General features: G+C 39.1%; 25 protein-coding genes. 5 read left to right on the top strand and 20 right to left on the bottom strand.

The features are described 5' to 3' along the window. Nucleotides 1-230 precede the first annotated feature (230 nt). The gene (gene ptsP, locus O3652_RS02095) at nucleotides 231-1,964 is read right to left on the bottom strand and encodes a phosphoenolpyruvate--protein phosphotransferase (protein ID WP_371590021.1); all 1,734 of its coding nucleotides are present in this window, start codon (nucleotides 1,962-1,964) and stop codon (nucleotides 231-233) included. Between the two features lie 5 nt (nucleotides 1,965-1,969). Then, entirely contained in the window at nucleotides 1,970-2,233 is a 264-nt protein-coding gene (locus O3652_RS02090; RefSeq protein WP_000146948.1) for a phosphocarrier protein HPr, read from the bottom strand. A 363-nt stretch (nucleotides 2,234-2,596) separates the two neighbouring features. On the opposite strand from O3652_RS02090, the gene nrdH reads away from it, so the two are divergent. The 4 genes from nrdH to O3652_RS02070 all read left to right on the top strand — a co-directional run bounded on the left by nrdH (nucleotide 2,597) and on the right by O3652_RS02070 (nucleotide 7,120). Beyond that, nucleotides 2,597-2,815, top strand: coding sequence for a glutaredoxin-like protein NrdH (gene nrdH / locus O3652_RS02085; RefSeq protein ID WP_000259240.1), 219 nt, complete (start codon nucleotides 2,597-2,599; stop codon nucleotides 2,813-2,815). Between the two features lie 80 nt (nucleotides 2,816-2,895). Further along, entirely contained in the window at nucleotides 2,896-5,055 is a 2,160-nt protein-coding gene (gene nrdE / locus O3652_RS02080; RefSeq protein WP_371590020.1) for a class 1b ribonucleoside-diphosphate reductase subunit alpha, read from the top strand. Between the two features lie 194 nt (nucleotides 5,056-5,249). Further along, entirely contained in the window at nucleotides 5,250-6,212 is a 963-nt protein-coding gene (gene nrdF, locus O3652_RS02075; protein ID WP_070838634.1) for a class 1b ribonucleoside-diphosphate reductase subunit beta, read from the top strand. Nucleotides 6,213-6,352: 140 nt separating this feature from the next. After that, nucleotides 6,353-7,120, top strand: a complete 768-nt coding sequence (locus tag O3652_RS02070) for a DeoR/GlpR family DNA-binding transcription regulator (protein WP_000917584.1) — start codon at nucleotides 6,353-6,355, stop codon at nucleotides 7,118-7,120. Nucleotides 7,121-7,159: 39 nt separating this feature from the next. Here O3652_RS02070 and lacG read toward each other — a convergent pair whose 3' ends face one another. The 17 genes from lacG to O3652_RS01985 all read right to left on the bottom strand — a co-directional run bounded on the left by lacG (nucleotide 7,160) and on the right by O3652_RS01985 (nucleotide 22,682). Next, complete coding sequence (lacG, locus tag O3652_RS02065) at nucleotides 7,160-8,566, bottom strand: 6-phospho-beta-galactosidase (RefSeq protein WP_371590019.1); 1,407 nt, start codon at nucleotides 8,564-8,566, stop codon at nucleotides 7,160-7,162. Between the two features lie 84 nt (nucleotides 8,567-8,650). Continuing rightward, a complete protein-coding gene (locus tag O3652_RS02060) occupies nucleotides 8,651-10,345 on the bottom strand; it encodes a lactose-specific PTS transporter subunit EIIC (RefSeq protein ID WP_061421069.1) in 1,695 nt (564 codons plus the stop codon). Beyond that, on the bottom strand, nucleotides 10,345-10,662 hold the full coding sequence (locus tag O3652_RS02055) for a PTS lactose/cellobiose transporter subunit IIA (RefSeq protein WP_125397880.1): 318 nt from the start codon (nucleotides 10,660-10,662) through the stop codon (nucleotides 10,345-10,347). The genes O3652_RS02060 and O3652_RS02055 overlap by 1 nt, the downstream gene beginning before the upstream one ends. Nucleotides 10,663-10,697: 35 nt before the next feature. Further along, on the bottom strand, nucleotides 10,698-11,534 hold the full coding sequence (locus tag O3652_RS02050; protein ID WP_125397881.1) for a PRD domain-containing protein: 837 nt from the start codon (nucleotides 11,532-11,534) through the stop codon (nucleotides 10,698-10,700). A gap of 235 nt (nucleotides 11,535-11,769) precedes the next feature. Further along, entirely contained in the window at nucleotides 11,770-12,750 is a 981-nt protein-coding gene (lacD, locus tag O3652_RS02045; protein WP_371590018.1) for a tagatose-bisphosphate aldolase, read from the bottom strand. Nucleotide 12,751: 1 nt separating this feature from the next. After that, nucleotides 12,752-13,681, bottom strand: a complete 930-nt coding sequence (locus O3652_RS02040) for a tagatose-6-phosphate kinase (RefSeq protein WP_371590016.1) — start codon at nucleotides 13,679-13,681, stop codon at nucleotides 12,752-12,754. A 10-nt stretch (nucleotides 13,682-13,691) separates the two neighbouring features. Further along, complete coding sequence (gene lacB, locus O3652_RS02035; RefSeq protein WP_001216921.1) at nucleotides 13,692-14,207, bottom strand: galactose-6-phosphate isomerase subunit LacB; 516 nt, start codon at nucleotides 14,205-14,207, stop codon at nucleotides 13,692-13,694. A gap of 30 nt (nucleotides 14,208-14,237) precedes the next feature. Then, entirely contained in the window at nucleotides 14,238-14,663 is a 426-nt protein-coding gene (gene lacA, locus O3652_RS02030) for a galactose-6-phosphate isomerase subunit LacA (RefSeq protein WP_049484386.1), read from the bottom strand. Nucleotides 14,664-14,949: 286 nt separating this feature from the next. Then, nucleotides 14,950-15,846, bottom strand: coding sequence for an aldose 1-epimerase family protein (locus O3652_RS02025; RefSeq protein WP_371590015.1), 897 nt, complete (start codon nucleotides 15,844-15,846; stop codon nucleotides 14,950-14,952). A gap of 107 nt (nucleotides 15,847-15,953) precedes the next feature. Then, nucleotides 15,954-17,429, bottom strand: coding sequence for a PTS galactitol transporter subunit IIC (locus tag O3652_RS02020; RefSeq protein WP_314979177.1), 1,476 nt, complete (start codon nucleotides 17,427-17,429; stop codon nucleotides 15,954-15,956). A gap of 54 nt (nucleotides 17,430-17,483) precedes the next feature. Further along, complete coding sequence (locus tag O3652_RS02015; protein WP_000590551.1) at nucleotides 17,484-17,789, bottom strand: PTS sugar transporter subunit IIB; 306 nt, start codon at nucleotides 17,787-17,789, stop codon at nucleotides 17,484-17,486. A 37-nt stretch (nucleotides 17,790-17,826) separates the two neighbouring features. Further along, complete coding sequence (locus tag O3652_RS02010; RefSeq protein ID WP_000521979.1) at nucleotides 17,827-18,303, bottom strand: PTS sugar transporter subunit IIA; 477 nt, start codon at nucleotides 18,301-18,303, stop codon at nucleotides 17,827-17,829. Nucleotides 18,304-18,492: 189 nt separating this feature from the next. Next, the gene (locus O3652_RS02005) at nucleotides 18,493-19,182 is read right to left on the bottom strand and encodes a sugar phosphate nucleotidyltransferase (RefSeq protein ID WP_061427264.1); all 690 of its coding nucleotides are present in this window, start codon (nucleotides 19,180-19,182) and stop codon (nucleotides 18,493-18,495) included. A gap of 11 nt (nucleotides 19,183-19,193) precedes the next feature. Next, nucleotides 19,194-20,072: a DMT family transporter gene (locus O3652_RS02000; protein WP_000791842.1), complete on the bottom strand. Its 879-nt coding sequence runs from the start codon at nucleotides 20,070-20,072 to the stop codon at nucleotides 19,194-19,196. Nucleotide 20,073: 1 nt separating this feature from the next. Beyond that, nucleotides 20,074-20,931: a phosphotransferase gene (locus O3652_RS01995; protein ID WP_371590013.1), complete on the bottom strand. Its 858-nt coding sequence runs from the start codon at nucleotides 20,929-20,931 to the stop codon at nucleotides 20,074-20,076. Nucleotides 20,932-20,947: 16 nt separating this feature from the next. Continuing rightward, nucleotides 20,948-21,970: a ribitol-5-phosphate dehydrogenase gene (locus O3652_RS01990; protein WP_125413174.1), complete on the bottom strand. Its 1,023-nt coding sequence runs from the start codon at nucleotides 21,968-21,970 to the stop codon at nucleotides 20,948-20,950. A gap of 4 nt (nucleotides 21,971-21,974) precedes the next feature. Then, complete coding sequence (locus tag O3652_RS01985) at nucleotides 21,975-22,682, bottom strand: 2-C-methyl-D-erythritol 4-phosphate cytidylyltransferase (RefSeq protein WP_000638514.1); 708 nt, start codon at nucleotides 22,680-22,682, stop codon at nucleotides 21,975-21,977. A gap of 439 nt (nucleotides 22,683-23,121) precedes the next feature. Here O3652_RS01985 and O3652_RS01980 point away from each other — a divergent pair, with 439 nt between their 5' ends. Further along, nucleotides 23,122-23,421, top strand: a complete 300-nt coding sequence (locus O3652_RS01980; protein WP_000981515.1) for a YbaB/EbfC family nucleoid-associated protein — start codon at nucleotides 23,122-23,124, stop codon at nucleotides 23,419-23,421. Nucleotides 23,422-23,459: 38 nt separating this feature from the next. Here O3652_RS01980 and O3652_RS01975 read toward each other — a convergent pair whose 3' ends face one another. Next, nucleotides 23,460-25,223, bottom strand: coding sequence for a glycerophosphoryl diester phosphodiesterase membrane domain-containing protein (locus O3652_RS01975; protein ID WP_084944494.1), 1,764 nt, complete (start codon nucleotides 25,221-25,223; stop codon nucleotides 23,460-23,462). Between the last annotated feature and the right edge of the window lie 2 nt (nucleotides 25,224-25,225).

Genomic DNA, 25,225 nt, shown 5'->3' with positions numbered 1-25,225 from the left:
TCTAGTTGCAATTCATTTCTAAATTGCAGAAACTCCCCTCTATTACTTAACTGGTTAATAGTTTACTCCTAAATCTCCAACTTGTCAAGGATTTTATGAACTGGTTAAGCATTTTTCATTCTGTCCTACTACTTTGTCTTCGAAAGGCTTCACATTAAGCAGTTTGCCTTGTTAATCCTTTAAAAAAATAAAAAATAAGTCCTTGCAACTAAGTTGCAGGGACTTTTCGATTAATCAAAATTAACGTATTCTTTTTGAAGTTCAAGAACTTCTTCCATTGTTGAGCATTCTGTAAGGGCACGGTTTGCGTACTCTTCCATCTTAGTTGTATCGAGTTTCTTCATCAAGCTACGTGTACGAAGGACAGATGTTGCTGACATAGAGAACTCATCCAAGCCCATTCCGACAAGAAGTGGAACAGCTTGTTGGTCACCAGCCATCTCACCACACATACCTGCCCATTTACCTTCAGCGTGAGCTGCTTTGATAACGTTGTTAATCAAACGAAGGATTGATGGGTTGTATGGTTGGTAAAGGTATGAAACTTGTTCGTTCATACGGTCAGCTGCCATTGTGTATTGGATCAAGTCGTTTGTACCAATTGAGAAGAAGTCAACTTCTTTGGCAAATTGGTCTGCAAGCATAGCTGCTGCAGGGATCTCGATCATGATACCAACTTGGATATCATCTGCAACTGCAACACCTTCAGCAAGAAGGTTTGCTTTTTCTTCATCAAAGACTGCTTTCGCTGCACGGAATTCTTTCAAGAGTGCAACCATTGGGAACATGATACGCAATTGACCGTGAACAGACGCACGAAGAAGAGCACGGATTTGTGTGCGGAACATAGCATCTCCAGTCTCAGAGATAGAGATACGTAGGGCACGGAATCCAAGGAATGGGTTCATTTCGTGAGGCATATCGAAGTAAGGAAGTTCCTTATCTCCACCGATATCCATTGTACGAACGACAACAGGTTTACCGTTCATTCCTTCAAGTACAGCCTTGTAAGCTTCGTACTGCTCGTCTTCTGTTGGGAAGTCTTGAGAATCCATGTACAAGAACTCTGTACGGTAAAGACCAACAGCTTCAGCACCGTTGTCATTGACACCTTCAACGTCTTTTGGAGTACCGATGTTGGCAGCCAATTCAAAGTGTTTACCATCCGCAGTTACTGTTTTAGCATCTTTCAAGAGCGCCCATTCAGCTTTTTGCTTCGCATAAGCTTCACCAGCAGCCTTGAATTCAGCCGCTTGCTCCTCAGTTGGGTTGATAATAACCTCACCTGTGATACCGTTAACAGCGAGAATGTCACCGTCTTTAACGATTTCAGTGATGTTGTTTGTACCTAATACAGCAGCAATTTCAAGTGTACGTGCCATGATAGCTGAGTGGCTTGTACGTCCACCGATGTTTGTTACAAAAGCTTTTACAAAGTTTTTGTCCAATTGAGCTGTATCTGAAGGAGTCAAGTCATGCGCAATCACGATCACTTCTTCATTGATAGAAGCTGGGTTTGGCAATTTTTTACCAAGTAGGTTAGCCAATACACGTTTTGTCACGTCGCGGATATCCGCTGCGCGTTCTTGCATGTATGGGTTGTCTTCCATGCCTTCAAAGATGGTGATAAACATATCTGTAACTTCTTTCAGACCTGCTTCTGCATTCACTTTCTTCGCACGGATAGTTTCCTTGATTTGGCTGATCATTTCTGGGTCAGCAAGAACCATTAAGTGAGCATCAAAAACTTGAGCTGCTTCTTCACCGAGCGTACCTACTGCTTTCTCGCGAATAACAGAAAGCTCGTCTTGTGATGCCTGTAGAGCGGCATCAAGGCGAGCTTCTTCTGCGTTTGTATCTTCGACTGTAATAGTCTCAAATGACAAATCCGGTTGAACGAGTAGATATGCTTTTGCAACTGCAACACCATCAGATGCTGCGATTCCTTTAAGCATTTCTGTCATTTTCCTTATGCCAATCCTTCTTTTTCCATAGTTTCAGTGATAGCAGCGATTGCGTCGTCAGCATCTGCACCTTCAGCTGAAATTGTAACGTCAGCACCTTGGCCAACACCAAGACTCATAACACCCATGATAGATTTAAGGTTTACTGATTTACCTTTGTATTCAAGAGTGATATCTGAAGCAAATTTGCTAGCTGTTTGAACCAACAATGTTGCTGGACGTGCGTGAATACCTGTTTCTGCCACTACGTGGAAATCTTTAGAAGCCATAGTTTGACTCTCCTTTAGTTATTTCTTTTTTTGGATTATATGTGATAACCCTTACAAGACTGTATTATATCACCTTCTAGATTATTTTTCAAGTGTTTTATGGACTTTCTTCTATTTCCTTTCTGATAACTTGCTGAAAATCTTCTATTTATCTTACCAATATACAGTATATAGTTTTTTTGTTTTGATAAACTTTGATAGTTCAATGAAAATCCAATTTTACACTCTGACAAAACACTATATCTTGTGCTTTATTTTTGAAACTGTAACTTTTTAGCACAAGATTTAGTTTAAAATGTTTGACAAAGTTTTTTTTTCTGATATACTAAGAAAGTAATCTATTTTGAAAGAGGAGTTACGAAAATGGTAACCGTTTATTCTAAAAACAACTGTGTCCAATGTAAAATGACTAAGCGTTTCTTGGACAGCAACAATGTCGCTTATCGTGAGATCAATCTCGACGAGCAACCAGAGTACATCGATCAAGTTAAAGAGCTCGGTTTCAGCGCAGCTCCTGTTATCCAAACACCAACTGAAGTCTTTTCAGGTTTCCAACCAGGAAAACTAAAACAGTTAGCATAATCTTAGTACATCATCCAGAAGAGATTGCTTCTAGGGCTAACTTAGAGGCCTTTCTTTTGTAATTAGATAAAGGAAATTTTATGGGATTAAAACATCTTGAGGACGTAACTTACTTCCGTCTCAATAACGAAATCAACCGTCCTGTTAATGGACAAATCATGCTTCATAAAGATAAGGAAGCCTTGGATGCCTTCTTTAAAGAAAATGTGGTTCCAAATACCATGGTTTTTGATTCAATTACTGATAAAATCAACTACCTCATTGAACATAACTATATCGAAACTGCATTTCTCAAGGAATACCGTCCAGAGTTTTTGGAAGAATTGCATCAATTTATCAAGGACCAAAACTTCCAATTCAAATCATTCATGGCTGCCTATAAATTTTATAATCAATATGCCTTGAAGACTAATGACGGTGAATATTACCTTGAAAGTATGGAAGACCGTGTCTTCTTTAATGCACTTTACTTTGCTGACGGAGATGAAGCGATTGCGACTGATATTGCTAATGAAATCATCCACCAACGCTACCAACCAGCTACTCCTTCCTTTTTGAACGCAGGTCGTGCTCGTCGTGGGGAGTTGGTGTCTTGTTTCTTGATTCAAGTAACTGATGACATGAACTCTATCGGACGTTCCATCAATTCTGCTCTTCAACTTTCACGTATCGGTGGTGGTGTGGGAATTTCCCTCAGCAACCTTCGTGAAGCCGGAGCTCCTATCAAAGGCTATGAAGGAGCAGCTTCTGGTGTCGTACCAGTTATGAAGCTTTTTGAAGACAGCTTTTCTTACTCCAACCAACTTGGTCAACGTCAAGGTGCTGGGGTTGTCTACCTCAACGTCTTTCACCCAGATATCATCGCTTTCCTTTCCACTAAGAAAGAAAATGCCGATGAAAAAGTTCGTGTAAAGACCCTTTCACTTGGTGTTGTAGTACCCGATAAATTCTACGAATTGGCACGTAAAAATGAAGAAATGTATCTCTTCAGTCCTTACTCTGTAGAGCTTGAGTACGGTGTGCCATTCAACTATATCGACATCACTGAAAAATATGATGAACTAGTAGCAAATCCAAATATCCGCAAAACAAAAATTAAGGCGCGTGATTTGGAAACTGAAATCTCTAAATTGCAACAAGAATCTGGTTACCCTTATGTAGTCAACATTGATACAGCTAACCGTGCAAATCCTGTTGATGGTAAGATTATCATGAGTAACTTGTGTTCTGAGATTCTTCAAGTTCAAGAACCAAGCTTGATCAACGATGCTCAAGAATTCCTTCAAATGGGAACAGACGTCTCATGTAACCTTGGTTCAACTAACGTCGTCAACATGATGACCTCACCTGACTTTGGTCGTTCTATCCGCGCTATGGTTCGTGCCCTTACTTTCGTTACAGATAGTTCACACATCGTAGCTGTACCTACTATCGACCACGGAAATAGCTTGGCCCACACCTTTGGTCTTGGTGCCATGGGGCTTCATAGTTACCTTGCCCAACAACTAATCGAATATGGATCAGCTGAGTCTGTTGAATTCACAAGCATCTACTTTATGCTTATGAACTACTGGACCTTGGTAGAATCTAATAACATCGCGCGTGAACGTGGTATAACCTTCCACAACTTTGAAAAATCAGACTATGCTAACGGAAGCTACTTTGACAAGTATGTGACAGGCGAGTTTGTTCCAAAATCAGACCGTGTTAAAGAACTCTTTAAAGATGTCTTTATTCCAAGCGCTGCTGACTGGGCTGAACTTCGCGAAAAGGTTCAAGCAGATGGTCTTTATCACCAAAACCGCCTTGCTGTAGCGCCAAACGGTTCTATCAGCTACATCAACGACGTTTCTGCTTCTATCCACCCGATTACACAACGTATCGAAGAACGTCAAGAGAAGAAAATCGGTAAAATCTACTATCCTGCTGCAGGTTTGTCAACAGATACTATCCCTTACTACACTTCTGCTTACGATATGGATATGCGTAAGGTAATTGATGTTTACGCTGCTGCGACAGAGCACGTGGACCAAGGACTTTCACTCACCCTCTTCATGCGTAGCGACATTCCTAAAGGTCTTTACGAATGGAAGAAAGAAAACAAACAAACGACACGTGACTTGTCAATCCTTCGTAACTATGCCTTTAACAAGGGTATCAAGTCTATCTACTACGTCCGTACCTTTACAGATGACGGTGGGGAAGTTGGTGCTAACCAATGTGAAAGCTGTGTGATTTAATTTTTATCTGAGACAACCACATTTTCTCAGACTACTGATTAAGTTACCCGCCAGACAAAACTTGATAAGTATCTTAAATACTATGAAAAACTAAAAAGTCGGTCTTCCGACTTTTTGTGCGATACTCTTCTCAGACTATGATAAAATAGAGAGGATTCGACAATCGCATAATTACATACAGAAAGAGATTTCAAATGGAAACTTACTACAAAGCCATTAACTGGAATGCCATCGAAGATGTCATCGACAAATCAACTTGGGAGAAGTTGACGGAGCAATTCTGGCTCGATACGCGTATCCCCTTGTCAAATGACCTAGACGACTGGAGAAAACTATCAAACAAGGAAAAAGACCTAGTAGGAAAAGTCTTTGGTGGTTTGACGCTTCTTGATACCATGCAATCTGAAACAGGGGTTCAAGCTCTTCGATCAGACATCCGTACACCGCATGAAGAAGCTGTTTTCAACAACATCCAGTTTATGGAATCTGTCCACGCAAAATCTTACTCTTCTATCTTTTCAACCTTGAATACCAAGGCTGAAATTGAAGAAATCTTTGAATGGACCAACACTAACCCCTACCTTCAAAGAAAAGCTGAAATTATCAACGAAATTTACCTCAATGGTAGTCCACTTGAAAAGAAAGTTGCCAGCGTTTTCCTTGAAACCTTCCTCTTCTACTCTGGTTTCTTTACACCGCTCTACTATCTCGGTAACAACAAACTGGCCAACGTTGCGGAAATCATCAAACTGATCATCCGTGATGAGTCTGTTCATGGAACTTACATTGGTTACAAATTCCAACTTGGTTTTAACGAATTGCCTGAAGAAGAGCAAGAAAAACTTAAAGAATGGATGTACGACCTGCTCTACACTCTCTACGAGAACGAAGAAGGTTATACTGAAAGTCTCTATGACGGTGTTGGTTGGACCGAAGAAGTTAAAACCTTCCTTCGCTACAATGCCAATAAGGCCCTTATGAACCTAGGACAAGATCCACTCTTCCCAGATTCAGCTGATGATGTCAATCCTATCGTCATGAACGGTATTTCAACAGGAACTTCTAACCACGACTTCTTCTCTCAAGTCGGAAATGGTTACCTCCTTGGTGAAGTTGAAGCTATGCAAGACGAGGATTACAACTACGGTTTGAACTAATTTGATCAATCATTCAAAATATCATGGTTTGTTTAAAACAACCATGGTATTTTTGTTTTTGTTTTATTTTGTTTTTTTTCTATTTGATTGATTGAGCGTTTTATGGTAAGATAATAATAGTAGAAATCGAGGTGATAAGGATGCTAAAGCAAGAAAAACTAGATAGTATTCTAGAAGCAGTAAACACAAAAGGCACTATTACTGTAAAAGAGATTATGGAGAGTCTTGATGTGTCAGATATGACAGCTCGCCGATATTTACAAGAACTAGCAGACAAGGATTTGCTGGTTCGTGTGCATGGTGGCGCTGAAAAACTTCGTACAGGTTCTCTCTTAAACAACGAACGCTCAAACGTCGAAAAACAAGGCTTGCAGATTGCTGAAAAACAAGAAATTAGCCGTTTTGCAGGTCATTTGATTGACGAAGGTGAAACTATTTTTATCGGGCCAGGAACAACCTTAGAATGTTTTGCTCGTGAGCTCCCTATCGATAATATTCGTGTTGTAACAAACAGTCTTCCAGTTTTTCTCATCCTAAACGAACGAAAACTAACAGATTTGATCTTGATTGGCGGAAACTATCGCTCTATCACTGGTGCTTTTGTAGGGACACTTACCTTACAGGATTTGACCAATCTTCAGTTCTCTAAGGCATTTGTTAGCTGTAATGGTATTAAGGACAAGGCAATTGCTACTTTCAGTGAAGAAGAGGGCGAGGTACAACGAATCGCCTTGAACAATGCCAATAAAAAATACTTACTAGCAGACCACAGCAAGTTTAATAAGTTTGATTTTTACACCTTCTACAATATCTCAGAGATTGATACTATCGTTTCAGATGCCAAACTGAGTCAGGAGACATTTGAAGATCTGTCGAAACAAACAACCATTCTTTTATCAAAACCATAAAAATTCCCCTGCCTTTTGGCGGGGAATTTTTGTTGAATTTTAATCAATAAGTTGTGTCTCAGCTAGTTTCTTGTACCAATGAGCCGATTTCTTTGGATAGCGCTCCTGGGTTTCAAAATCAACATAGAAGAGGCCGTAACGCTTTTCGTAACCATTTGACCAAGAAAAGACATCCATCAGAGACCAGATAAAGTATCCTTTGACATTGGCTCCATCAGAGATTGCATCTGCAATCACTTCCATATGTTTCTTAACATAATCAATCCGTCCATCATCGTAGACTGTCCCATCCACAAACTCATCTTTGTATCCGAGACCATTCTCTGTGATGTAGATTTTCTTGTAATTTGGGTAATCTTTCTTCACGCGCATGATTTGATCATACAAACCTTGAGGATAGATAATCCAATCCCAGTCCGTACGTGGGACATAGTCAGGCGCCACTCGACGTCCAACTCCCTTAATCTGATACTTAGAGCTTCCTTTTTCACCCTTACCGTTATGAATGATTTCTGTTTCGCCATCAAAGGCTTCCATCCAGTCACTCATATAGTAGTTGATTCCAAGGAAGTCGTTCAAGTCTTTTGCTGCTTCTAATGCTATGAAATCTTCTTCACGAAGATCTAAGCTACCACCATTGGCAGCCAAGATAGCCTCTACCCCTGCCAGGGTCTTTTCAGAGTAGTGACCCAGATAAGTTGCATCCAAGATAAATTTATTGTGGATGATATCTTCCAGCTCAGTAGCGCGAACATCTGCTTGATTTTCAGGATTTAGAGGATATTTAGTAGGCAGGGCATGAACCACACCAATTTCACCTTTATAACCTTTATCTTTATATAGCTTGACTGCACGCGCATGAGAAACCATCATATTGTGGTGCGATTGGAAAACTTTGGCAAGGTCGTACTGAATACCTGGAGGGAATTTCCCAACCAAGTATTGACCATCACCAATTGGCCCAATTTCATTAAAGGTTGTCCAATAGTTTACTTCTGGGAATTCTTCAAAACAGAAAGCCGCGTAGTCTACAAAGTGTTCAATGTTTTCACGGTTTAAGAAGTCTCCATTTGAATGAAGTGCTTCTGGTGTATCAAAGTGATGGAGGGTCACGAAGGGCTCAACATGCCGTTTGTGGCACTCTGCAAATAGATTATGATAGAACTCAATCCCCTTGTCATTAACCTTCCCATAACCAGTTGGAAAGATACGTGACCAAGCGATTGAAATACGGATACCATTGACACCATACTCTTCTGCAAGTTTGAGGTCAACTGGATATTTGTGATAGAAATCACTGGCTGGTTCAGCAGTGTACCAGTAGTTATCTTTGAGGTATTTGTCCCAGGCGACTGGCCCTTTACCATCAGTATGTGTAGCACCTTCTGCTTGGTAGGCTGCTGTTGCTCCGCCAAAAATAAAGTCTTTTGGAAGTGTTTTTGTCATTTGATTCACCTTTCAAGAAATAGAAATGAGATGGGGGTATAGTTGGGAGGAGTTCCTCCATCTCACTTCTTCGCTATTTACATTTTATTCTTCGAACTGCGCTTGAACAAAGGCAAGAGCGCCTTTTCCATCGCGAGTCAATTTAATGTATTGGCCACCTTCTGTCTTGGCAAGTTTGATACCAAGTTTGTCGGTTTCGGCCTTCATGTCTTCAAAGTTTGAAGCAACTTGAGGAGCAAGGATAACCAGATCAAACTCAGGCAACATTTCACGGTGAGCACCATAGCCACCAGCTGCTGCTTTAACAGGGACCTTGTATTCTGCTGCCGCTTTGTTTAAAGCATTTGCAAGGAGACCACTTGTACCTCCTCCTGCACAGAGAACGAGAACATTTGTTTCTTCTGTGATTGTGTTTTGCGCTGCTTCTACACCTGCTTTTTCAAGAATCGCATCTGCTTTTGCAGTATTGAAGTTTGCTGCTACTTTTTCTTTCAATTCATCATTGGCTTTACCTGAACGCTCTTCTTCTAGAATTTGTTCATCATAAACCTTGAGGAATGGATAGTAGATGGCTACGTCAACAAGGATTAACAAAGCAGCAAGTACAAATGACAAGAATTGGAAGTTTGTACCGAGAACAATACCGAGCGGACCTGGTGTTGTCCAAGGAAGGTTGGCTGTAAATGAGTTCATGCCAAGCGTCTCAATGAAGAATTTAAAGATCCATACGTTGGCAATTGGCGCAAAGATAAATGGAATAAAGAAAATCGGGTTCAATACAAGCGGTGCACCAAACAAGATTGGTTCATTTACACCAAAGAAAGTTGGAACTACTGAAGCACGTCCGATTGCACGGTTACGTTTTGATTTTGTTAACCACATGAACATGAATGGAACAACCAGTGTCGCACCAGTACCACCCATGGTAACGATAAACATTTGTGTACCAGAAGTAAGAATCTTATCTGCATGCATCCCTTGTTGAAGAAGATTCAAGTTGACTTCGGCATTTGCATAGGTAATAGCTGCGATTGCAGGCTCGACAATGGAAGGACCGTGGATACCCACAAACCAGAAGAAGGCAAAGGCCCCAAAGATAATGGTAATACCTAGATAACCATCAGCAGCAGAGAATAATGGTGCAAAGAATTTACCGATTGATTCAGCTACGCTTGCACCAACAAAATGACGAGCTAGTAAATCAAGAGCATAAAGAGAAACCACTGATAGAGTGAATGGAATCACATCTTTAAAGACTTGTGAGATATTTGGTGGAACTTCGTCAGGCATACGAATAGTGACGTTGTTCTTAACACAAACCTTATAGATGGCTACAGTAACAAAGGCAGCAAGGAAGGCTGAAAGCAAACCTTTTGTTCCAAGGAAACCTGTCGCAAAGCCACCTTCAATCGGATCAGCTGCTAACATCAACAAACCAACAATCGCAGCCAACAATGTTGACATATAGTTGATTTGATTGGTTTTCTCCATGCTACGGTTTACTGAGTCGGTCAATGACTTAGCTGTTGTACCAGCTACCAAGAGAGCCAGAATACCCATTGAATAGCTATAAGGTTTCATGAGGAGATTAACAACATCGTCAGACCATTTAAAACCCCATGAGTTCGGAACAAAGGCAATCAAGATAAAGATACTTGAGAAGAGAATAACTGGCATCCCTGCAATGAAACCATCACGAATAGCACGAAGGTAGATATTACGAGATAGTTTCTCAAAGAAAGGTTTCCCTTTCTCGATAAATGAAATTAGTTTGTTCATTACTTAACTCCTCTCTTGTAAAGTTCGATTAAATGGTGCATCAAATCTTTTAACAAAATGGTAGTCATCAAGTGGTCTTGACCGTGCATCATGGTTACACTATAGGCCAAATCTTCACCAGCCGCTTCCTTAGTCAATAGACTTGTTTGCGCGTGGTGTGCCTCGGCGATACAGCCACCTGCTTCCTCAACTAAGCTATCCGCTTTTGTAAAATCACCAGCTTCAGCAGCCTTTAAGGCTTCCAATAGTTTTGAACGAGCATCGCCAGCATAGGCCACGATTTCAAAACCTAACAATGTTACTTCTTCTCTATTCATGATAGAATTCTCCTTATGTATTTTTAATTAAATTTTTATGACAATAAACGTTGGATATGTAGAACTAGATAAACTCGTTCACTTTTATACAAATCAAGACCCGTATGTTGCGTAATCACATCATAGATCTTGGAACCAATCTCGAACGCTTTTGGATAAGATTGTTTAATATGATCTTCCATATCCAGAAGTGATTGGTTATCATCTCTAGATCTGTCTAAATAATCCAAGAAATAATTCAAATGAATCATAAAACGATCATAGAAATGATTATTCTCTTTGGTTCGTTGAATAGCGTAACCTTTTAGCACTTCTTCAACATTCCTGAGAATTTCTTTCCTCTTATCAATCGACTCCACAAGTTCCACTTCGTTTTCACCTTCGGCATTAATGAAATGATAAGCGATCCGAATAATTTCATCCTCAGGGAAATGATCTGTCAACTTCTGACGATAGATTTCAAAGGCTTCCTTTGCGATTTGAAAAGCTATAGGATACTTGGCAGAAATATCTGGCAGATTGCTATCCTTGTACCTTCCTTGTGTTAGAGCTTGATAAGAACAGTAAATATGATCTGTCAAGGTCACATAGAGATATTCTTGAATCGGATAATTATATTTCTTAGAAAGATTATCAATAATCTCGTAGGTCACTGTGATAAAATCAAGCGGAACATCTTTGAGCAGAGCCATAAAGTTCTCTCTGGACTCTTCTGTCTTCATCCGAAAGATTTTCTCAACCTGATTTTCAGCAATCAAATCCCCCTTCTTTTTTCCAAATGCAATCCCCTTACCAATCACAATCACTTCTTCTCCTTTGTCATTTCTGACAAGCGAGACGTTATGATTCATTGGGTTTAGAATTCGATACATGGCAACCTCCTTTTATCTCTTAAAGGTATATGAGTATAAAAAATGACCACAAATGAACTAGAAAATCCTTTGATTTCTAATCCACCTGTGATCATGCCTAATATTACTTAGTAACACTCACCTTGTATTAACTTGTGATTTAAGTATAGCACAAGTAATTTTTTTTGTAAACCTTTACATTCAACTTTTTTAAAAATTTTTATTTAGATCGATGTTCCTAAGATTAGGGGAAAACTTATACACGTTCAGTCCATGAAGTCGCTGTTGTTTGAAGAACCTTGTTGAGTTCGTCAATGTTCTCAAAACCTGTTGTACGTAGCCATTCACGAGCTGCTGTCTCACCGTCTTTGATGTAAGCTTCAACTGATCCAGCCCAAGTTGCACGTCCGCAAAGAACGCCGTTGAAGTTTGCGCCTGATTCGTGGGCAAACACAAGGGTTTCTTGGAAGAGTTTAGCTGACACACCTGCACTCAAGTAGATGTATGGAAGATTTGTTGCTTCGTCTTGCGCTTTGAAGAAGGCTGCTGCTTCTTCACGTGTATGAACGATTTCACCATCGCCAAAGCCTTCAACGTATTTGACGTTGACTGGAACTTCTACTTTCAAAACATCGATGTTGAAGCGTGGGTCTGAGAAGACTTTCATAGCACCGATAACCTTGTGTGGTTTTACTTTTGCGTATTCAGCAGAGCCAGCGTCAGCGATTTTTTCATCATAAGCGAGGATTTCAAGGAAGAATGGAATGTCTTCCGCCACACACTCAGAACCGATGCGTTCGATGTAGGCTTGTTTTTCTTGGTTGAGTTCGTCAGAGCTGTCTACGTCATAGTAAAGCAAGAACTTAACAGCATCTGCACCTTGTTCTTTGATGCGTTTGGCAGACCAAACATCCAAGCAGTCAGGCAAACGTTTGGTGCTAGTTGTATCGTAGCCGGTTTTCTCATAAGCAAGGAGAAGACCTGCGTTGTCGTCAAGCGCTTTTGTAGCTGGAAGACCATACTCAGGGTCGAGAAGCATAGATGATGCGTATTTTGTCAATTCATCTGCAACTAATACCTTAAGTTCTTCCATTTGAGCAACTGTTGGCTCTTCTGTTTGGTATTGAGCCATGAGGCGTTTCAAAGCACCACGTTGGTCAAAGGCAAGAGCTGAGATAATGCCGTTCTCGTCAGAGAGTTTTTGCAAGCAAGCACGTTTATTTTCTGTTAAAACCATTTTATACCTCTTTTACTATTAATTGATCATATAAAGCTTGATAGTTGGCCATATTGACATGACCTGTCATCTTTTCTTGGGCATTGAGCATACCAAGGACATTGGCCTTGATGAGGAGTTCTGCATCCGATTCCTTATGAAGAAGACCTGATGAAATACCTGCAACAGTAGAATCTCCAGATCCGACAGGATTGACAACTTGAATTCTAGGAATATCTACTTTGTAGAAAGTGTCACCATGTTTTGCAAAAGCACCATTTGCACCAAGTGAAACGATAATCCACTCAATCCCTGCAAATAGAGGCTCTTGAAGAACTTCTTTTAATTCATCTAAATCCTCAGAAACTTCTCTGCCTAGAAGCTGAGACAATTCTTCGTTATTTGGTTTGATAACTGTTGGTTTATGTGGTGATTCAAGGACAGCCTGAAGAGCCGCACCTGAGCAATCCAGAACAACTGGTTTTCCTGCTTGATTAGCAAGCTCTACCAATCTCGCATAGTAATCAACTGGAAGACCTGCTGGCAGACTACCAGAGATAGCAACTACTTCCACAGTGTCAAGAAGATTTTCGAAATGAGCCAAGAAATCTTGCCCTTCTTGTTCCAGAACTTCGGGTCCTTTTTCAAGGATTTCTGTTTGGTTATCTCCGTGGAGAATAGCGATACAGTTACGAGTCTCTCCTTGAATAGAGAAGAAACGTTTCGTTACTTTATCATCGATATGCTCTACTAAAAACTCACCAAGTTTACCACCGACCAAACCAGTAGCAGCAACAGAATCACCAAATTCTGAAAGAACTCGTGTAACATTGAGCCCTTTACCACCAGCTGTCTTGGTCACGTCCACCACACGGTTGACAGTGTCAATTTTCAATTCATCCAAAGGATAAGAAATATCAATGGATGGATTCATTGTGACTGTTAAAATCATGCGTCACCTCTTAGTCGTGGTATTCACCGCGATCCCATTTTTCAAGGAATTCTGTAAAGAAGTTTGCATCTGCTTGATGAGCATTGTGAGTTTCAACGTGCTCAATTTTCGCAATCAATTTTTTGTTTTCTTCTGATGGTTTGTATTCAGCATTGATGAAAGCTTCAATGATATCACACATAAGCAGTTCACCAGTGATTTTACCACCAAAACCGATAACGTTAGCATTCAATTGTTCTTTTGCATAAAGAGCTGTTGTCATATCACGAACCAAGGCAGAACGAACACCAGGAACTTTATTGACAGCGTTGTTGATTCCAACACCAGTACCACAGATACATACCCCAAGATCAGCTTGACCGCTTGTAACGGCTTCACCAACTTTTTTACCAAAGATTGGGTAGTGAGTACGTGTGTGGTCATAGGTACCAAAGTCGATGACTTCATATCCTTTTGATTTCAAAAATTCCGAAACCGCCATTTTTTCATCTGTTACGATGTGGTCACATCCAATTGCAATTCTCATTTTTAACTTACCTTTCTTACTGTAATCTAATTAGCACATTTTGTTCAACATATCAACACGAATTTGGTGACGACCACCATCGTATTTACCGTTAACAAATCCTTTAGCAATGTTTTTAGCCAATTCATCACCAACAAGTTGTGCACCCATAGTGATCATACGTGAGTTATTGTGTCCACGAGTCATATAAGCTGAACGTTCGTCAGATACTTCTGCGGCAACCATTCCTTTGATTTTAGTTGCGACCATGAATGGACCAGCACCATAAGCATCAATCACGATACCAAGGTTTTGATCTTCTTTGTTTACTTCTGCAGCAACAGCAAGAGTCACATCAACAAAGTCTTGACCTTCAGCTGTAACATCCACAACGTGGAAGTTTTCTTTTTCCAAGAAGTCTTTCACAACTTCTTTCAATCTCAAACCTGCAGCATCTGCACCGATAACAATAGACATATTGTATACTCCTTTTTATTTTTCTAGGCTAGTAAAGACTTTTATAGTTAGCAGTTTACCTACAAAAGACTTTCTAGCAGTTTAGTGACAAATTTGATTGAATGAGATGAATATCACCTTATCCAAGTCCAGGAAATCAAGTTCCTAGAAAGAAACTTTCTCTGCGATAGAGAATATAACAAGTGATTATTTGTTTGTTACAAACATCATTTGTTGTTTACAAACATAATATACTCCTATTTATAGAAAAAGTCAACAGTAAATGTTTGTTTTTGTGGTTTTTTATCTAAAATATTTCAATATCAAAGCCAATCTGATCTACTTGACCAGGTTCTAGGAGACAAACATTCTTCTTATCTTCTAGATGATCTCCTTCTTCAAGAGATGTTGACAAGCCAGACCATGGTTCAAAGGCAATGAAAGGTCCCTTATTCAAAGTTGACCAAATGATGAGATTTGAGAACTCTTGGAAGTGTACTTTTAATCCCTTCTCATGTTTACGAGAACGAAGGGAAATTGTTCTGGATTGCAACTCATCCAAAGTCACTGCATCAACACTAAACAGATCATAACTGAGGTCCACTTCCTTTTGAGAATCCAACCATGGACTTCTATCTTGGAAGTCTAACATTCCTGTTTCTGGGAAAGGACGTGGAACAGAGCAAGTCTCTTCTCTCTCAAACTCTAAATAGTAATCTTCATAAGTTTCGCCATCCAGCAGAGGGCAATTAAACCCTGGATGTCCACCAATAAAGTATGGCATGACCTTGCTAGTTTCTTTATTGAAGACTTTGTATTGAGTACGAACAGTCTTGCCAGTCACTAGATAAGTGATTTCAAGGCGGAAGTGATAAGGATAGTTTTGATAAGTATTCTTATCGTCTTCGATAGCAAAAGTTACGCTGTTTTCTGTTTGAGCAACTAAGTCAAATTCTTTTTTACGGACCAAACCATGACGAGGAATGTTTCCTTTCGTCTCCGTTCCATCTTCGTGACTGTAGAAGGCTGTATCTTCTCTTAAAGAGCCACAGATTGGGAAAAGTACTGGAGCTTGTCCACTCCAGTAAGTGGCATCTCCTTGCCACAGATACTCAATGCTTTCTCGATCCTTTATCGACGACAAGGCGCCACCTAAGGTTTTAAACTGGACCGTTAACTGGTCTGATTTGATTTCAATTACCATAATATTCTCCAACTATTTTTAGATTTTTATATAAAAAACTAGGTTGCCACTCCCAATGTAGGAAATTAACAACCTAGTTTTCACAATTTACATTTTATAGGAGCGAATTATTTAGCATTTGCTGCGTATTCTTCGTTACGTTTGATCATTTGTTTTCTATACCAAGCAAAGATACCTACATAGAATACAAGGAAGGCTGCTGCACCAAGGATTGCTTTGATATCACCTGTTGTAGCATTACCGATTGCCCAACCAAATAGTTTTTCAATTGGTCCTTCAAGAGTTGAGTGAGTAATCAATTGAGCACTATCTACACCTTTAGGAAAGGCACCTACACCTTTAGCAAGTTCTGTTGCAAATGGTGCGATAAGAGTACCAGAAAGAAGGAAGAGAGGCAACAAGAGTGTTCCGAAGATAATCATACGGAGCAATTTACCACGTGTAACAACCAAGAGAGCTGGAGTCACACCCATAGCGATGATACCTGCAAGAGGCAAGATACCATTACCGACGTTTGAAAGAAGCACAGCTTCAACTAGCATGATTGGAGCGAGTACGTTAGCACAAGCCCAGATTTCAGCACGACCAGCGATGAAAGGCCAGTCAAGACCGATGTTGAATTTACGTCCTTGAAGACGTTTAGTAGCAACGTTTGTAATACCTTGTGAGAGTGGTTCTACGGCTGCGATGAACCATGATCCGATAAGTGAGAAGAGTTCCAAAGCTACACCGGCAGTCAAACCAAGGCTCAACCAACCTTTAATAACAAGTTCCCATTTATCAGCTCCTTCTACTCCAGCAACTGGGTGTGGAGTCCCCATCAAACCAATAACAATACCAAGGATGAAACCGATAAAGAATTTAGATCCCCAGAAACCGATTTTTTTGTTCAATTTTGCAGCGTCAAAGTCATATTTATCGAGACCAGGCAATACTTTATCAAAGATTTTATCCAAGACCATGATAACTGGGTTCATCATGTAGTTCATGTGAGTTGAAGTCATTGGTGATGAACTTGGTGCATTAAGAAGGTCGTCGAAAGTTGGTTTCATCAAATCAGAGTTGATGATTTTCAAAATACCTACAAGGACAACTGCTGCAGTTGCGATGAAGAGTGAAACCCCTTGGCTAACTCCATTGTTGTCTGCGTACCATTTGATCAAAAGACCAGTGATTGACAAGTGCCAGATATCGAAGATATCGACGTCAAGTGTATCTGTTTTCTTCATTGCAAGCATCACAATGTTGACAATCAACATTACAAGCAAGAAGTAAAGTGTCCATGCAGATCCCCAAGTGATGGTTGCAAGTGGTGCCCAACCAACGTCAGTGATGTTCAATTGAATACCAGTATTTTCAACGAATTTTGCAAGTGATGCTGAGAAAGCTCCGTTGAGCATACCGATGATAGCACCGATACCAGTAAGGGCGATGGCAAGTTTGATACCACCTTCAAGCGCTTTGGAGAATTTCACTCCAAAAAGTAGAGCCAATACTGTCAAGATGATCAGCATGATGATAGGACCACCCATTTCCAAGACTGGCTTGAAAATCTTATTGGCTAGTTCGATAATGACATCCATAATAGTTCCTCCCGTTTTTTTAGTTATATGAATGTTAACAAGATAAAGAATAAATTAGCTTAGTCCGTGTTCTTTGATAGCTGCTTCAATATTGTCAAATACTGGAGCGCTCATCGCTGGAATACGGAACAAGATTGGTCCAGCTTCAATTACTGGAATACCTGGTTCAAAACCAAGGTCAGTTGCAGCGATTGGTGTAAAGATATCGTAGCCCTTGATAAGGTCTTCGTTTACATCTTTAACCATGACTGCATCACAGTGAACATCATAACCACGGTTTGAAAGTTCTTCTTCTAGAGCACTTTTAATTTGGTGACTTGAGTTAACACCTGCACCGCAGGCAGCAAGAATTTTAATCATTTGGATTTCCTCCGATTTTATATTTTAATAGACAAGATTAAGCGGTTGCTTCAGCAATGTAAGCATAAAGTTTTTCTGGTTCGGAAATTTTTGATAAATCTTCCAGATGTCCATTTCCTGTGAAAAAGTCCATCAACTGAGCCAGAATATTTGTTTGACTTGAACTTGAGTTGTTAATGATAAAGAAGAGTAGGGATACTTCTACTTCCTTATCAGGAGCTATCATATTGTGAAAAGTTACTGGTTTTTCTAATCGAACAACCACTACTTTCTCAGCTAGATTATGAACAATATCTGTATGAGGAATTGCTACATTTGGCAAGTCCTTTCCTAGAAATTCCATATCTAAACCAGTTGGAAATGACTTTTCACGCGTGATCAAGGCTTCTCGATAAGTCGGAGTGACAATTTCTCGTTCTTCCAACAAGCTTGCTACCTGATCAAAGAGTTGTTCTTGATTATCCGCTTCTAAGCAAAACACCAGGTTTTTGTCAAAGAAATGATCTAATCCCATAACATTTTCCCTTCTTTCAATTATCTTTTATGTAATAAGTATAACACTATATGAAATCGTTGTCAATAATTTTTGTTTTATTTTGTTCATTTTTTTGTAATTTTTGTTTCATTTAAAGAATACAATCAATATCAAACATTCTTGTTATAAATCCACAAAAAAAGAAGGCCCAAACCTTCTTCTCTTTCCTTACTCAATAGTAGATAAAATCTCTTCTAACTTATGGTAATCTTTTACACTATCAATTTCATAGATGCTATTTCCTTCTAATTCTTCGACATAGACATCCAATTCTTTGATATTATCCTTAACCATGTTGTCCCAGTAGAGATCAACAAATTCACCACTTTCGTAAGCTTTGTCAATAAAGTCAACAATCTTCTCAGCAGTTGGTGCATCCCAGAATGAAACTCCACTCAGAATGCGACCAGCCTTGCTGTCAACAATAATGTCTTGAACCTTGTAGTCATCACCGTAAACCAAGAACCACTCGTTGGTACAGTCTTCGCGATAAACACTGAAATAGGTAGAACGTTTAAGATCGTTTCGAAACATATTTTTGAAAAGATAGTTATCTGCATCAATGACATAGCTGTTAGCTAAGTCTTCTTTTACTAGATAAAGTGAGTAAAAGTTATTGTAATCAGCATACTTGTCGTTAAAGACTAAACGGACACCATATTTTTCTTTTAGGTAGTCAAATTGTTCTTTGAGGTAACCGACAACGATGATAATCTCATCAATTCCTCTCTCTTTCAAAAACTCGATTTGGTATTCTACCAAGGGTTTTTGATTAACCTTAACCAAAGCTTTTGGGGTATTTTCAGTCATAGGGCGCAGACGAGTTCCTAAGCCCGCTGCTAAAATAATCGCTTTCACACGAATCTCCTTTATTCTTTAATAATAATATAAACACCAGCCATAACAATAAGTGAAGTGATGATTGTCAGCATATCTAGCGGTGCACCCAAGAAAATAACTGCAAATAAGACAGTCCAAACTACATAGCTCACATTCAAACCTGTCGCTTTCGCAGGTTGTAAGCGATTAATGGCGATATAATAAGCTAAGTAGGAAATCATATCAAAGGCCGCAAAGACAATCAAGAGGCCGAATAATTGCCCATCTGCCACTTCTGCAAATGAATGGTGAGAAAAGAGCACAATCACTAGATAGGACAAGAATGAGGTTACTTGTCGGATTAACAAGGCTTCAATTTCACTTAAATCACTTTCCATAGCATAGGAGCTGAGAACACTTTCACTCCCCCAGGCAATGGCACAGATAAGGGCACAAAGAATCCCAATGTAAAACGAGTTTACTTGTTCAACCTTGTAGGTTTGAGCAATGATCGCTGCAATAATCAAGAAAACACCGAATACTGTATTCTTTGAAACCTTGTGTTTCAAAATGAAGAAGGCTAGTAAAACTGAAACTGCTGGGTAAATAGCCGATACAGATGAAGCTAGAGAACTACCGATATATTTAACCGCATAAAGATTGGCCTGCATACCAATAGGTCCTGCTAGTAAAGCACCGATAATTACACTCACATTTCGAATATTTAAGAAAATCGAGAGACGAACTTTTCTTTCTTTTACCAAAAGAAAAGCTAACAAGATAAAGATACTCAAGAAATCATGAGCAGCAGCCACCACAAAAGGTGAAAGATTTGTAAAAATTGAAAAGATATAAGCACTAATCGTTAGACCTAATCCCCAGAATATACCAGAGAGCAGACCAAAAGAAACACCATTTTTATTCTTCATCCTAACCTCCATAATAAGTCAAACCTTCGACAGCTCTTTGGTAACGATTGACACCGTAATCTCCAAAGTCAGCTCCTTGAGCTTCTTTGTACACTGTCCACAAACTCCAGATAGTATCTTGCAAGATTTTATAGATACGAATTTTCTCACGTGATACAGGCGTTTTGTCACTTTCATAGTAGGAAAGGAAATCATCTTCCTCTTGCTTTGTAAATTCAGACTCTAAGAAAAGAGCTGCCAAATCCCACATCGGGTCATTCATAGAAGAGTATTCCCAGTCAATCAAATACAAGCGACCTTGAGGTGACTCGATAAAGTTTTCTGGTACCAAATCGATATGGCAGGACTTTCTATCAACACCCAAATCATCCAATCTCTTTTCTAGTAAAAATACATCTTTTCTTACAGCTTCATAGTTTTCATAAGGGATAGGTCCCTCAATCAAGGATTCATATTTGCTGATTTCCTCAAAAGGAGCAAATTCTCCTCTTAATTCTTTTCCTGAAGCATGGATGGTTTGTAAAATTGGTGCAATCTTTTCAAACTTGGACTTGATAGATGTTGAATCAAGAGTTACTGCCGATTCGATGTATTCATTTACTTTAATCCCTGACTTAATATCAAAGAGGTAATTTTTAACATCTAAATCTAAATCCTCTAAAAGTTCAAGATTGTACTTTTCATTTTGACGATTGATGAGTTTTTCAGTCCCCTTACCAAAAAATTTCACAATATACTGTTTGTTGGTTGTTTTGACCAAATAGTTTTGGTTGGTCATGCCTCCCAGCTGTTCAACACTGAGTACTTCCTCTTCATCAGATAGTAAAGAAGAAATTTTTTCTTTGATGAGTTTCTCCACAATTAACCTCCATCTTCTACACTTCCCACTTGAATACTGTTTTAAAAGCAGTATTAAGGTCTGTAGCAAAGACACGATGAATGTCCTTGATTTCTCTCACGGGCTCTTCAAGATAAAGGATATTCTTCAGACGATTCGCAAACTTTTTGACTTCCATCATTTGAATGGCCTTCTCAAAATCGACGCGTCCTGAACGAGACGATCCCACTAATAACAATCCTTTTTCCAAAGCATCTCGTGTATTGATATTAACCTTGTATTCGCTCACTCCCATCATGAGAATCGTTCCCTGTGGGCGAATATAACGAATCAAGTCATTGATAGCTGGACCTGTACCATCACCACCGCAACACTCAAATCCATGATCAAAGGTCAAATCCTCTGGGATATTATCCGTAATGTAGCACTCTTTTGCAAAAGAGAAGAGCTCTAGTTTTTCCCAATGGCGACCAAAGACGATAATCTCTGCTTCTGGTAGAGTGTAATTGATAATATTCGCAACCACAAAGGCCAAACTACCATCTCCGATAACAGCGATGCGCTCTCTCTTGCTATGAGCAAGATGCAGGAATCGATCCATGGCATGCATGCCAACACTTACAAACTCAGTAATGGCTGCAACTGTGTCCTCAATGTCATTATAAGACACAACACGATCTTTTGGAAGAGAGACAAATTCTCTCATAAAGCCATCATAACCACTTGATAGGAAGTAGGTTCCGGTCATGTAGTTCTCGTAGAACTCCTTGTCACTCTGCATAGGCGGTTGATTGGGAATCATAACTACCTTTTGACCGACTTCATAAGTCCCAGTCGGATCTGAAATAACAGTTCCACAAGACTCATGAATCATGGCCATAGGAAGTTTTTTAGCCAATATCTTTGGATCACGCTTCCCTTGATAGTAACGTTGATCCGCATGACAAACCGCCATATAATTTGGACGAATCAGGATATGATTCTCCTGATCAATATCCTCTTCTTGATATTTTACATTGATAAACTTTGGTTTGGTCAATTGATAAATTTGATTAATCATAGCCTTAGTCTTTCTCAATCATGCTTTTCGCGATTTTCAAGTCTGTCACCGTTGTGATTTTAAGGTTTGAATATTCCCCTTTAGCTAGAGCAACATCCTTTCCTTTGATAACAAAAATTTTACATGCATCCGTCAGGATTTCCTTTTCTTGGTCAGATAGGGAACCATACAAATCCATGAAATCCTTGCAACGGAAAGTCTGAGGTGTTTGACCTTGATAGAGGTGAGCACGATTTGGAATATCAGTGATAAACTGACCATTAGTACTTTCAACAATGGTATCAACTGCTTCTACTACTGTGTCAACTGCATCATGATTTTGAGCCAGTTTGATATTGTCCTGAATCATGCGAAGTGTGATAAAAGGACGAACAGAGTCATGCGTAATCACGATATCTTCTGGAGTGATTGGACGATAGGCATCAATAGCTTCAATAATCTTCTCGATACTGGTATTTCGATCAGCACCACCCTTGGTAATGATGATGCGATCCTTGTGAAGAGAAAGATACTTGTCAACCAAGTCCTCAGCATGAGAGACCCAATCTCCATGAACTCCAACTACAATTTTTTCAATACTTGGTTCCAAAACAAATTTTTCGATTGTGTGGATCAAAATAGGTCGATCACCCAACTCCAAGAATTGTTTTGGTAAATTACTGATTCCCATGCGTGTGCCAGTTCCTCCGGCTAGGATTCCTGCATAGATCATTTATATTCTCCTTTAGTTTATTCTAAAAAACTCATTACTATCTATTATATCACAATCTGCCTCCATCATGAAAAAAAGACAGAGCGTCATTTAGTCTAATCAACACACCATTAAAGGTAAAAAGTGAACAATGTGTTACTAAATCTGGAAAGACTATAACAAATTAAGAAATAAATTTAGGTTATACTCTATATTTTCTGCTTAACGTTCGGTTAACATAGAGTTCTTTAGAATATAATAGAATCCTTAAAGAAAACTTAAATGAAATTATTTGTTTAGCAAAGAATACCAGGTGTGCATAGTAAATTTCTTAAAAGTTGTTTGAGAGACTCATTATAAAAGTTCATATATCTAATGAATTAAACAAATAATAGACTTTTGCACCTAAAATTGATAAAATAAGAAAGAAAATAATTATAAAAGGAAACTGTAAACCGCCATGATGAACATGCAAAACATGATGCGCCAAGCACAAAAACTTCAAAAACAAATGGAACAGAGCCAAGCAGAACTTGCTGCCATGGAATTTGTTGGAAAATCAGCTCAGGACCTTGTCCAAGCAACCCTAACCGGAGACAAAAAAGTTGTCAGTATTGACTTCAACCCAGCAGTTGTAGATCCAGAAGATCTCGAAACCCTTTCTGACATGACTGCGCAAGCAATTAACGCAGCACTTGAACAAATTGATGAAACGACTAAGAAGAAACTAGGAGCTTTCGCTGGAAAATTGCCTTTCTAATCCACAAAAAAAGAGAAACATCTGTTTCTCTTTTTTTATTAGAAATCAAAGAATTCCATTGCTTTCTTTAAGAGTAATTCCGTATATTCCGGATCGTCTTGAGCCGTTGTGACTTGTGACTGGACCATTTCAAGATCATCAGTAATCATGCCATCTGCGCCGAGACGAACTGCTTTATCAAATGCCTCCGAACCATTTACGGTCCAAACATAGAGTCTCTGATCAGTTGCCCAGAGTTTATTGACAAAGTATTCATCCAAAGTCGAGTACTCCATAGTGTAACCCGTTGCCTTGGTTCTTGGAAAGATACTGTTATAGGGAAGAATAAAGTAAACCGGAATTTCAGAATCATAAGTCAACACTTTATCAATCACATGATAGTCTAGTGACTGCATCTGATGCCCATATTTCTTGATAGTCGCTCCATACTTTTCGAGGAAATGGTCCATCATTTGCGGACTATCTTTTTTACTGGTCTTAATCTCAATCAGCAATTTTTGGTTTAAAGCATTTGCACGCTCTAAATAGGCATCAAAGCTTGAAATCTTTGTTTGATAACCATTCTCGTAAATATCTGTATTTGTTAATTCATCCAGAGTCAAATCTTGCGGTGTAGCATTAATACCAGTTAAATTTTTGAGGTTGGCATCGTGCATCATCACGAACTGACCGTCTTTCGTTTCCTGCACATCCATTTCGATGAGATCTGGTTTTAGTTGAGCTGTTTTTTCTAAAGACTGCACAGTATTTTGAACACCGTTTTTATTGCTTACTCCTCTGTGCGAAATCACTAAAGGTGTATTGGTATCTGGAGATTCCAGATAAACGTAGCCTTCTATGGCAAAAATGATACTTGCACACCCCATGACACCCCATCTCATCAGATGATCTTTCTTTCGCCTTGGCATAATCTCCAACTCTTCTCCTGTCAGGAAGGAAACAAACTTCACTAGGAAATAAGTCAAGGTCATGTAATGGAAATTTTTAATCAAGACAAAATTAATCACACCGAGAATCAAAGATTCTTTTTGAGTTAAATTATCCATCACTGCTTGCGCAAAAAGCAAGGGAATTAACAAACCAAAGAAGAAGAGATACGTTTTAATGATAATGAGTAAAAGATGCCAAGAGAAGAAAAGAACATTTTTCTTTGTCTTTTTGAGACTATATTTCACACTCTCTCTTACGGTCTTTCTTTCAAAGAGAATCTTAGGCAGGGCAAACATAAATCGGACAGAGATGTAGAGAAAGATCCAAGCGGATGCTATGAGGATCAGTCCTACCAGCCAATGCTTACCTTCCCAATAATTCACAATAAAATCCGGGATAATAATTTTGTTGAGGTAATAGATTTTTAAAATCTTACGGATGAACGGGAAAAGCATAGCAATGTAAAAAAAGACAAAAGCCATCTTACAAAAGCTCAATCGCTTAACGAATAGAAAGCTCTGGCGAAATACTTTTCTACTGTACTCAATTAAAGTTCTCTTTTCATGATAGAGAAGGTGACGAGCTCCTATAAACAAAAGACAAATCTGGAAATAGGCAACCAGGAGATTGATTGCAATTAAGATGAGAAAGGCTAAACTGATAAAAGGCGAGCCTTGTATAATCGCCCAAAAGTTATTGTAGGAGATAAACAAGTAACCTGTTTGTCTCAGAAGGATGCCAGCAATCCATGAATTTAATGGTAGCCAGACAAACTCAACCATCATAAATATCAAGAAAAATAGAAATAAAATCTTATCTAGGTTATAGTATATCTTCCTAAAACCTAGCTTTTTAGGTTTTTCAGGTTTCATAG

The organism is Streptococcus sp. 27098_8_23 (assembly GCF_041432195.1).
Taxonomy (GTDB): Bacteria; Bacillota; Bacilli; order Lactobacillales; family Streptococcaceae; genus Streptococcus.
This window is presented reverse-complemented; position numbering and strand designations above follow the sequence as displayed.

Excerpts from the sequence above, each read along its gene's own strand:
- ptsP (WP_371590021.1), bottom strand. The coding sequence starts at position 1,964 with ATGACAGAAATGCTTAAAGGAATCGCAGCATCTGATGGTGTTGCAGTT.
- O3652_RS02090 (WP_000146948.1), bottom strand. The coding sequence starts at position 2,233 with ATGGCTTCTAAAGATTTCCACGTAGTGGCAGAAACAGGTATTCACGCA.
- nrdH (WP_000259240.1), top strand. The coding sequence starts at position 2,597 with ATGGTAACCGTTTATTCTAAAAACAACTGTGTCCAATGTAAAATGACT.
- nrdE (WP_371590020.1), top strand. The coding sequence starts at position 2,896 with ATGGGATTAAAACATCTTGAGGACGTAACTTACTTCCGTCTCAATAAC.
- nrdF (WP_070838634.1), top strand. The coding sequence starts at position 5,250 with ATGGAAACTTACTACAAAGCCATTAACTGGAATGCCATCGAAGATGTC.
- O3652_RS02070 (WP_000917584.1), top strand. The coding sequence starts at position 6,353 with ATGCTAAAGCAAGAAAAACTAGATAGTATTCTAGAAGCAGTAAACACA.
- lacG (WP_371590019.1), bottom strand. The coding sequence starts at position 8,566 with ATGACAAAAACACTTCCAAAAGACTTTATTTTTGGCGGAGCAACAGCA.
- O3652_RS02060 (WP_061421069.1), bottom strand. The coding sequence starts at position 10,345 with ATGAACAAACTAATTTCATTTATCGAGAAAGGGAAACCTTTCTTTGAG.
- O3652_RS02055 (WP_125397880.1), bottom strand. The coding sequence starts at position 10,662 with ATGAATAGAGAAGAAGTAACATTGTTAGGTTTTGAAATCGTGGCCTAT.
- O3652_RS02050 (WP_125397881.1), bottom strand. The coding sequence starts at position 11,534 with ATGTATCGAATTCTAAACCCAATGAATCATAACGTCTCGCTTGTCAGA.
- lacD (WP_371590018.1), bottom strand. The coding sequence starts at position 12,750 with ATGGTTTTAACAGAAAATAAACGTGCTTGCTTGCAAAAACTCTCTGAC.
- O3652_RS02040 (WP_371590016.1), bottom strand. The coding sequence starts at position 13,681 with ATGATTTTAACAGTCACAATGAATCCATCCATTGATATTTCTTATCCT.
- lacB (WP_001216921.1), bottom strand. The coding sequence starts at position 14,207 with ATGAGAATTGCAATTGGATGTGACCACATCGTAACAGATGAAAAAATG.
- lacA (WP_049484386.1), bottom strand. The coding sequence starts at position 14,663 with ATGTCTATTGTTATCGGTGCAGATGCTGCAGGTTTGAGATTGAAAGAA.
- O3652_RS02025 (WP_371590015.1), bottom strand. The coding sequence starts at position 15,846 with ATGGTAATTGAAATCAAATCAGACCAGTTAACGGTCCAGTTTAAAACC.
- O3652_RS02020 (WP_314979177.1), bottom strand. The coding sequence starts at position 17,429 with ATGGATGTCATTATCGAACTAGCCAATAAGATTTTCAAGCCAGTCTTG.
- O3652_RS02015 (WP_000590551.1), bottom strand. The coding sequence starts at position 17,789 with ATGATTAAAATTCTTGCTGCCTGCGGTGCAGGTGTTAACTCAAGTCAC.
- O3652_RS02010 (WP_000521979.1), bottom strand. The coding sequence starts at position 18,303 with ATGGGATTAGATCATTTCTTTGACAAAAACCTGGTGTTTTGCTTAGAA.
- O3652_RS02000 (WP_000791842.1), bottom strand. The coding sequence starts at position 20,072 with ATGAAGAATAAAAATGGTGTTTCTTTTGGTCTGCTCTCTGGTATATTC.
- O3652_RS01990 (WP_125413174.1), bottom strand. The coding sequence starts at position 21,970 with ATGATTAATCAAATTTATCAATTGACCAAACCAAAGTTTATCAATGTA.
- O3652_RS01985 (WP_000638514.1), bottom strand. The coding sequence starts at position 22,682 with ATGATCTATGCAGGAATCCTAGCCGGAGGAACTGGCACACGCATGGGA.
- O3652_RS01980 (WP_000981515.1), top strand. The coding sequence starts at position 23,122 with ATGATGAACATGCAAAACATGATGCGCCAAGCACAAAAACTTCAAAAA.
- O3652_RS01975 (WP_084944494.1), bottom strand. The coding sequence starts at position 25,223 with ATGAAACCTGAAAAACCTAAAAAGCTAGGTTTTAGGAAGATATACTAT.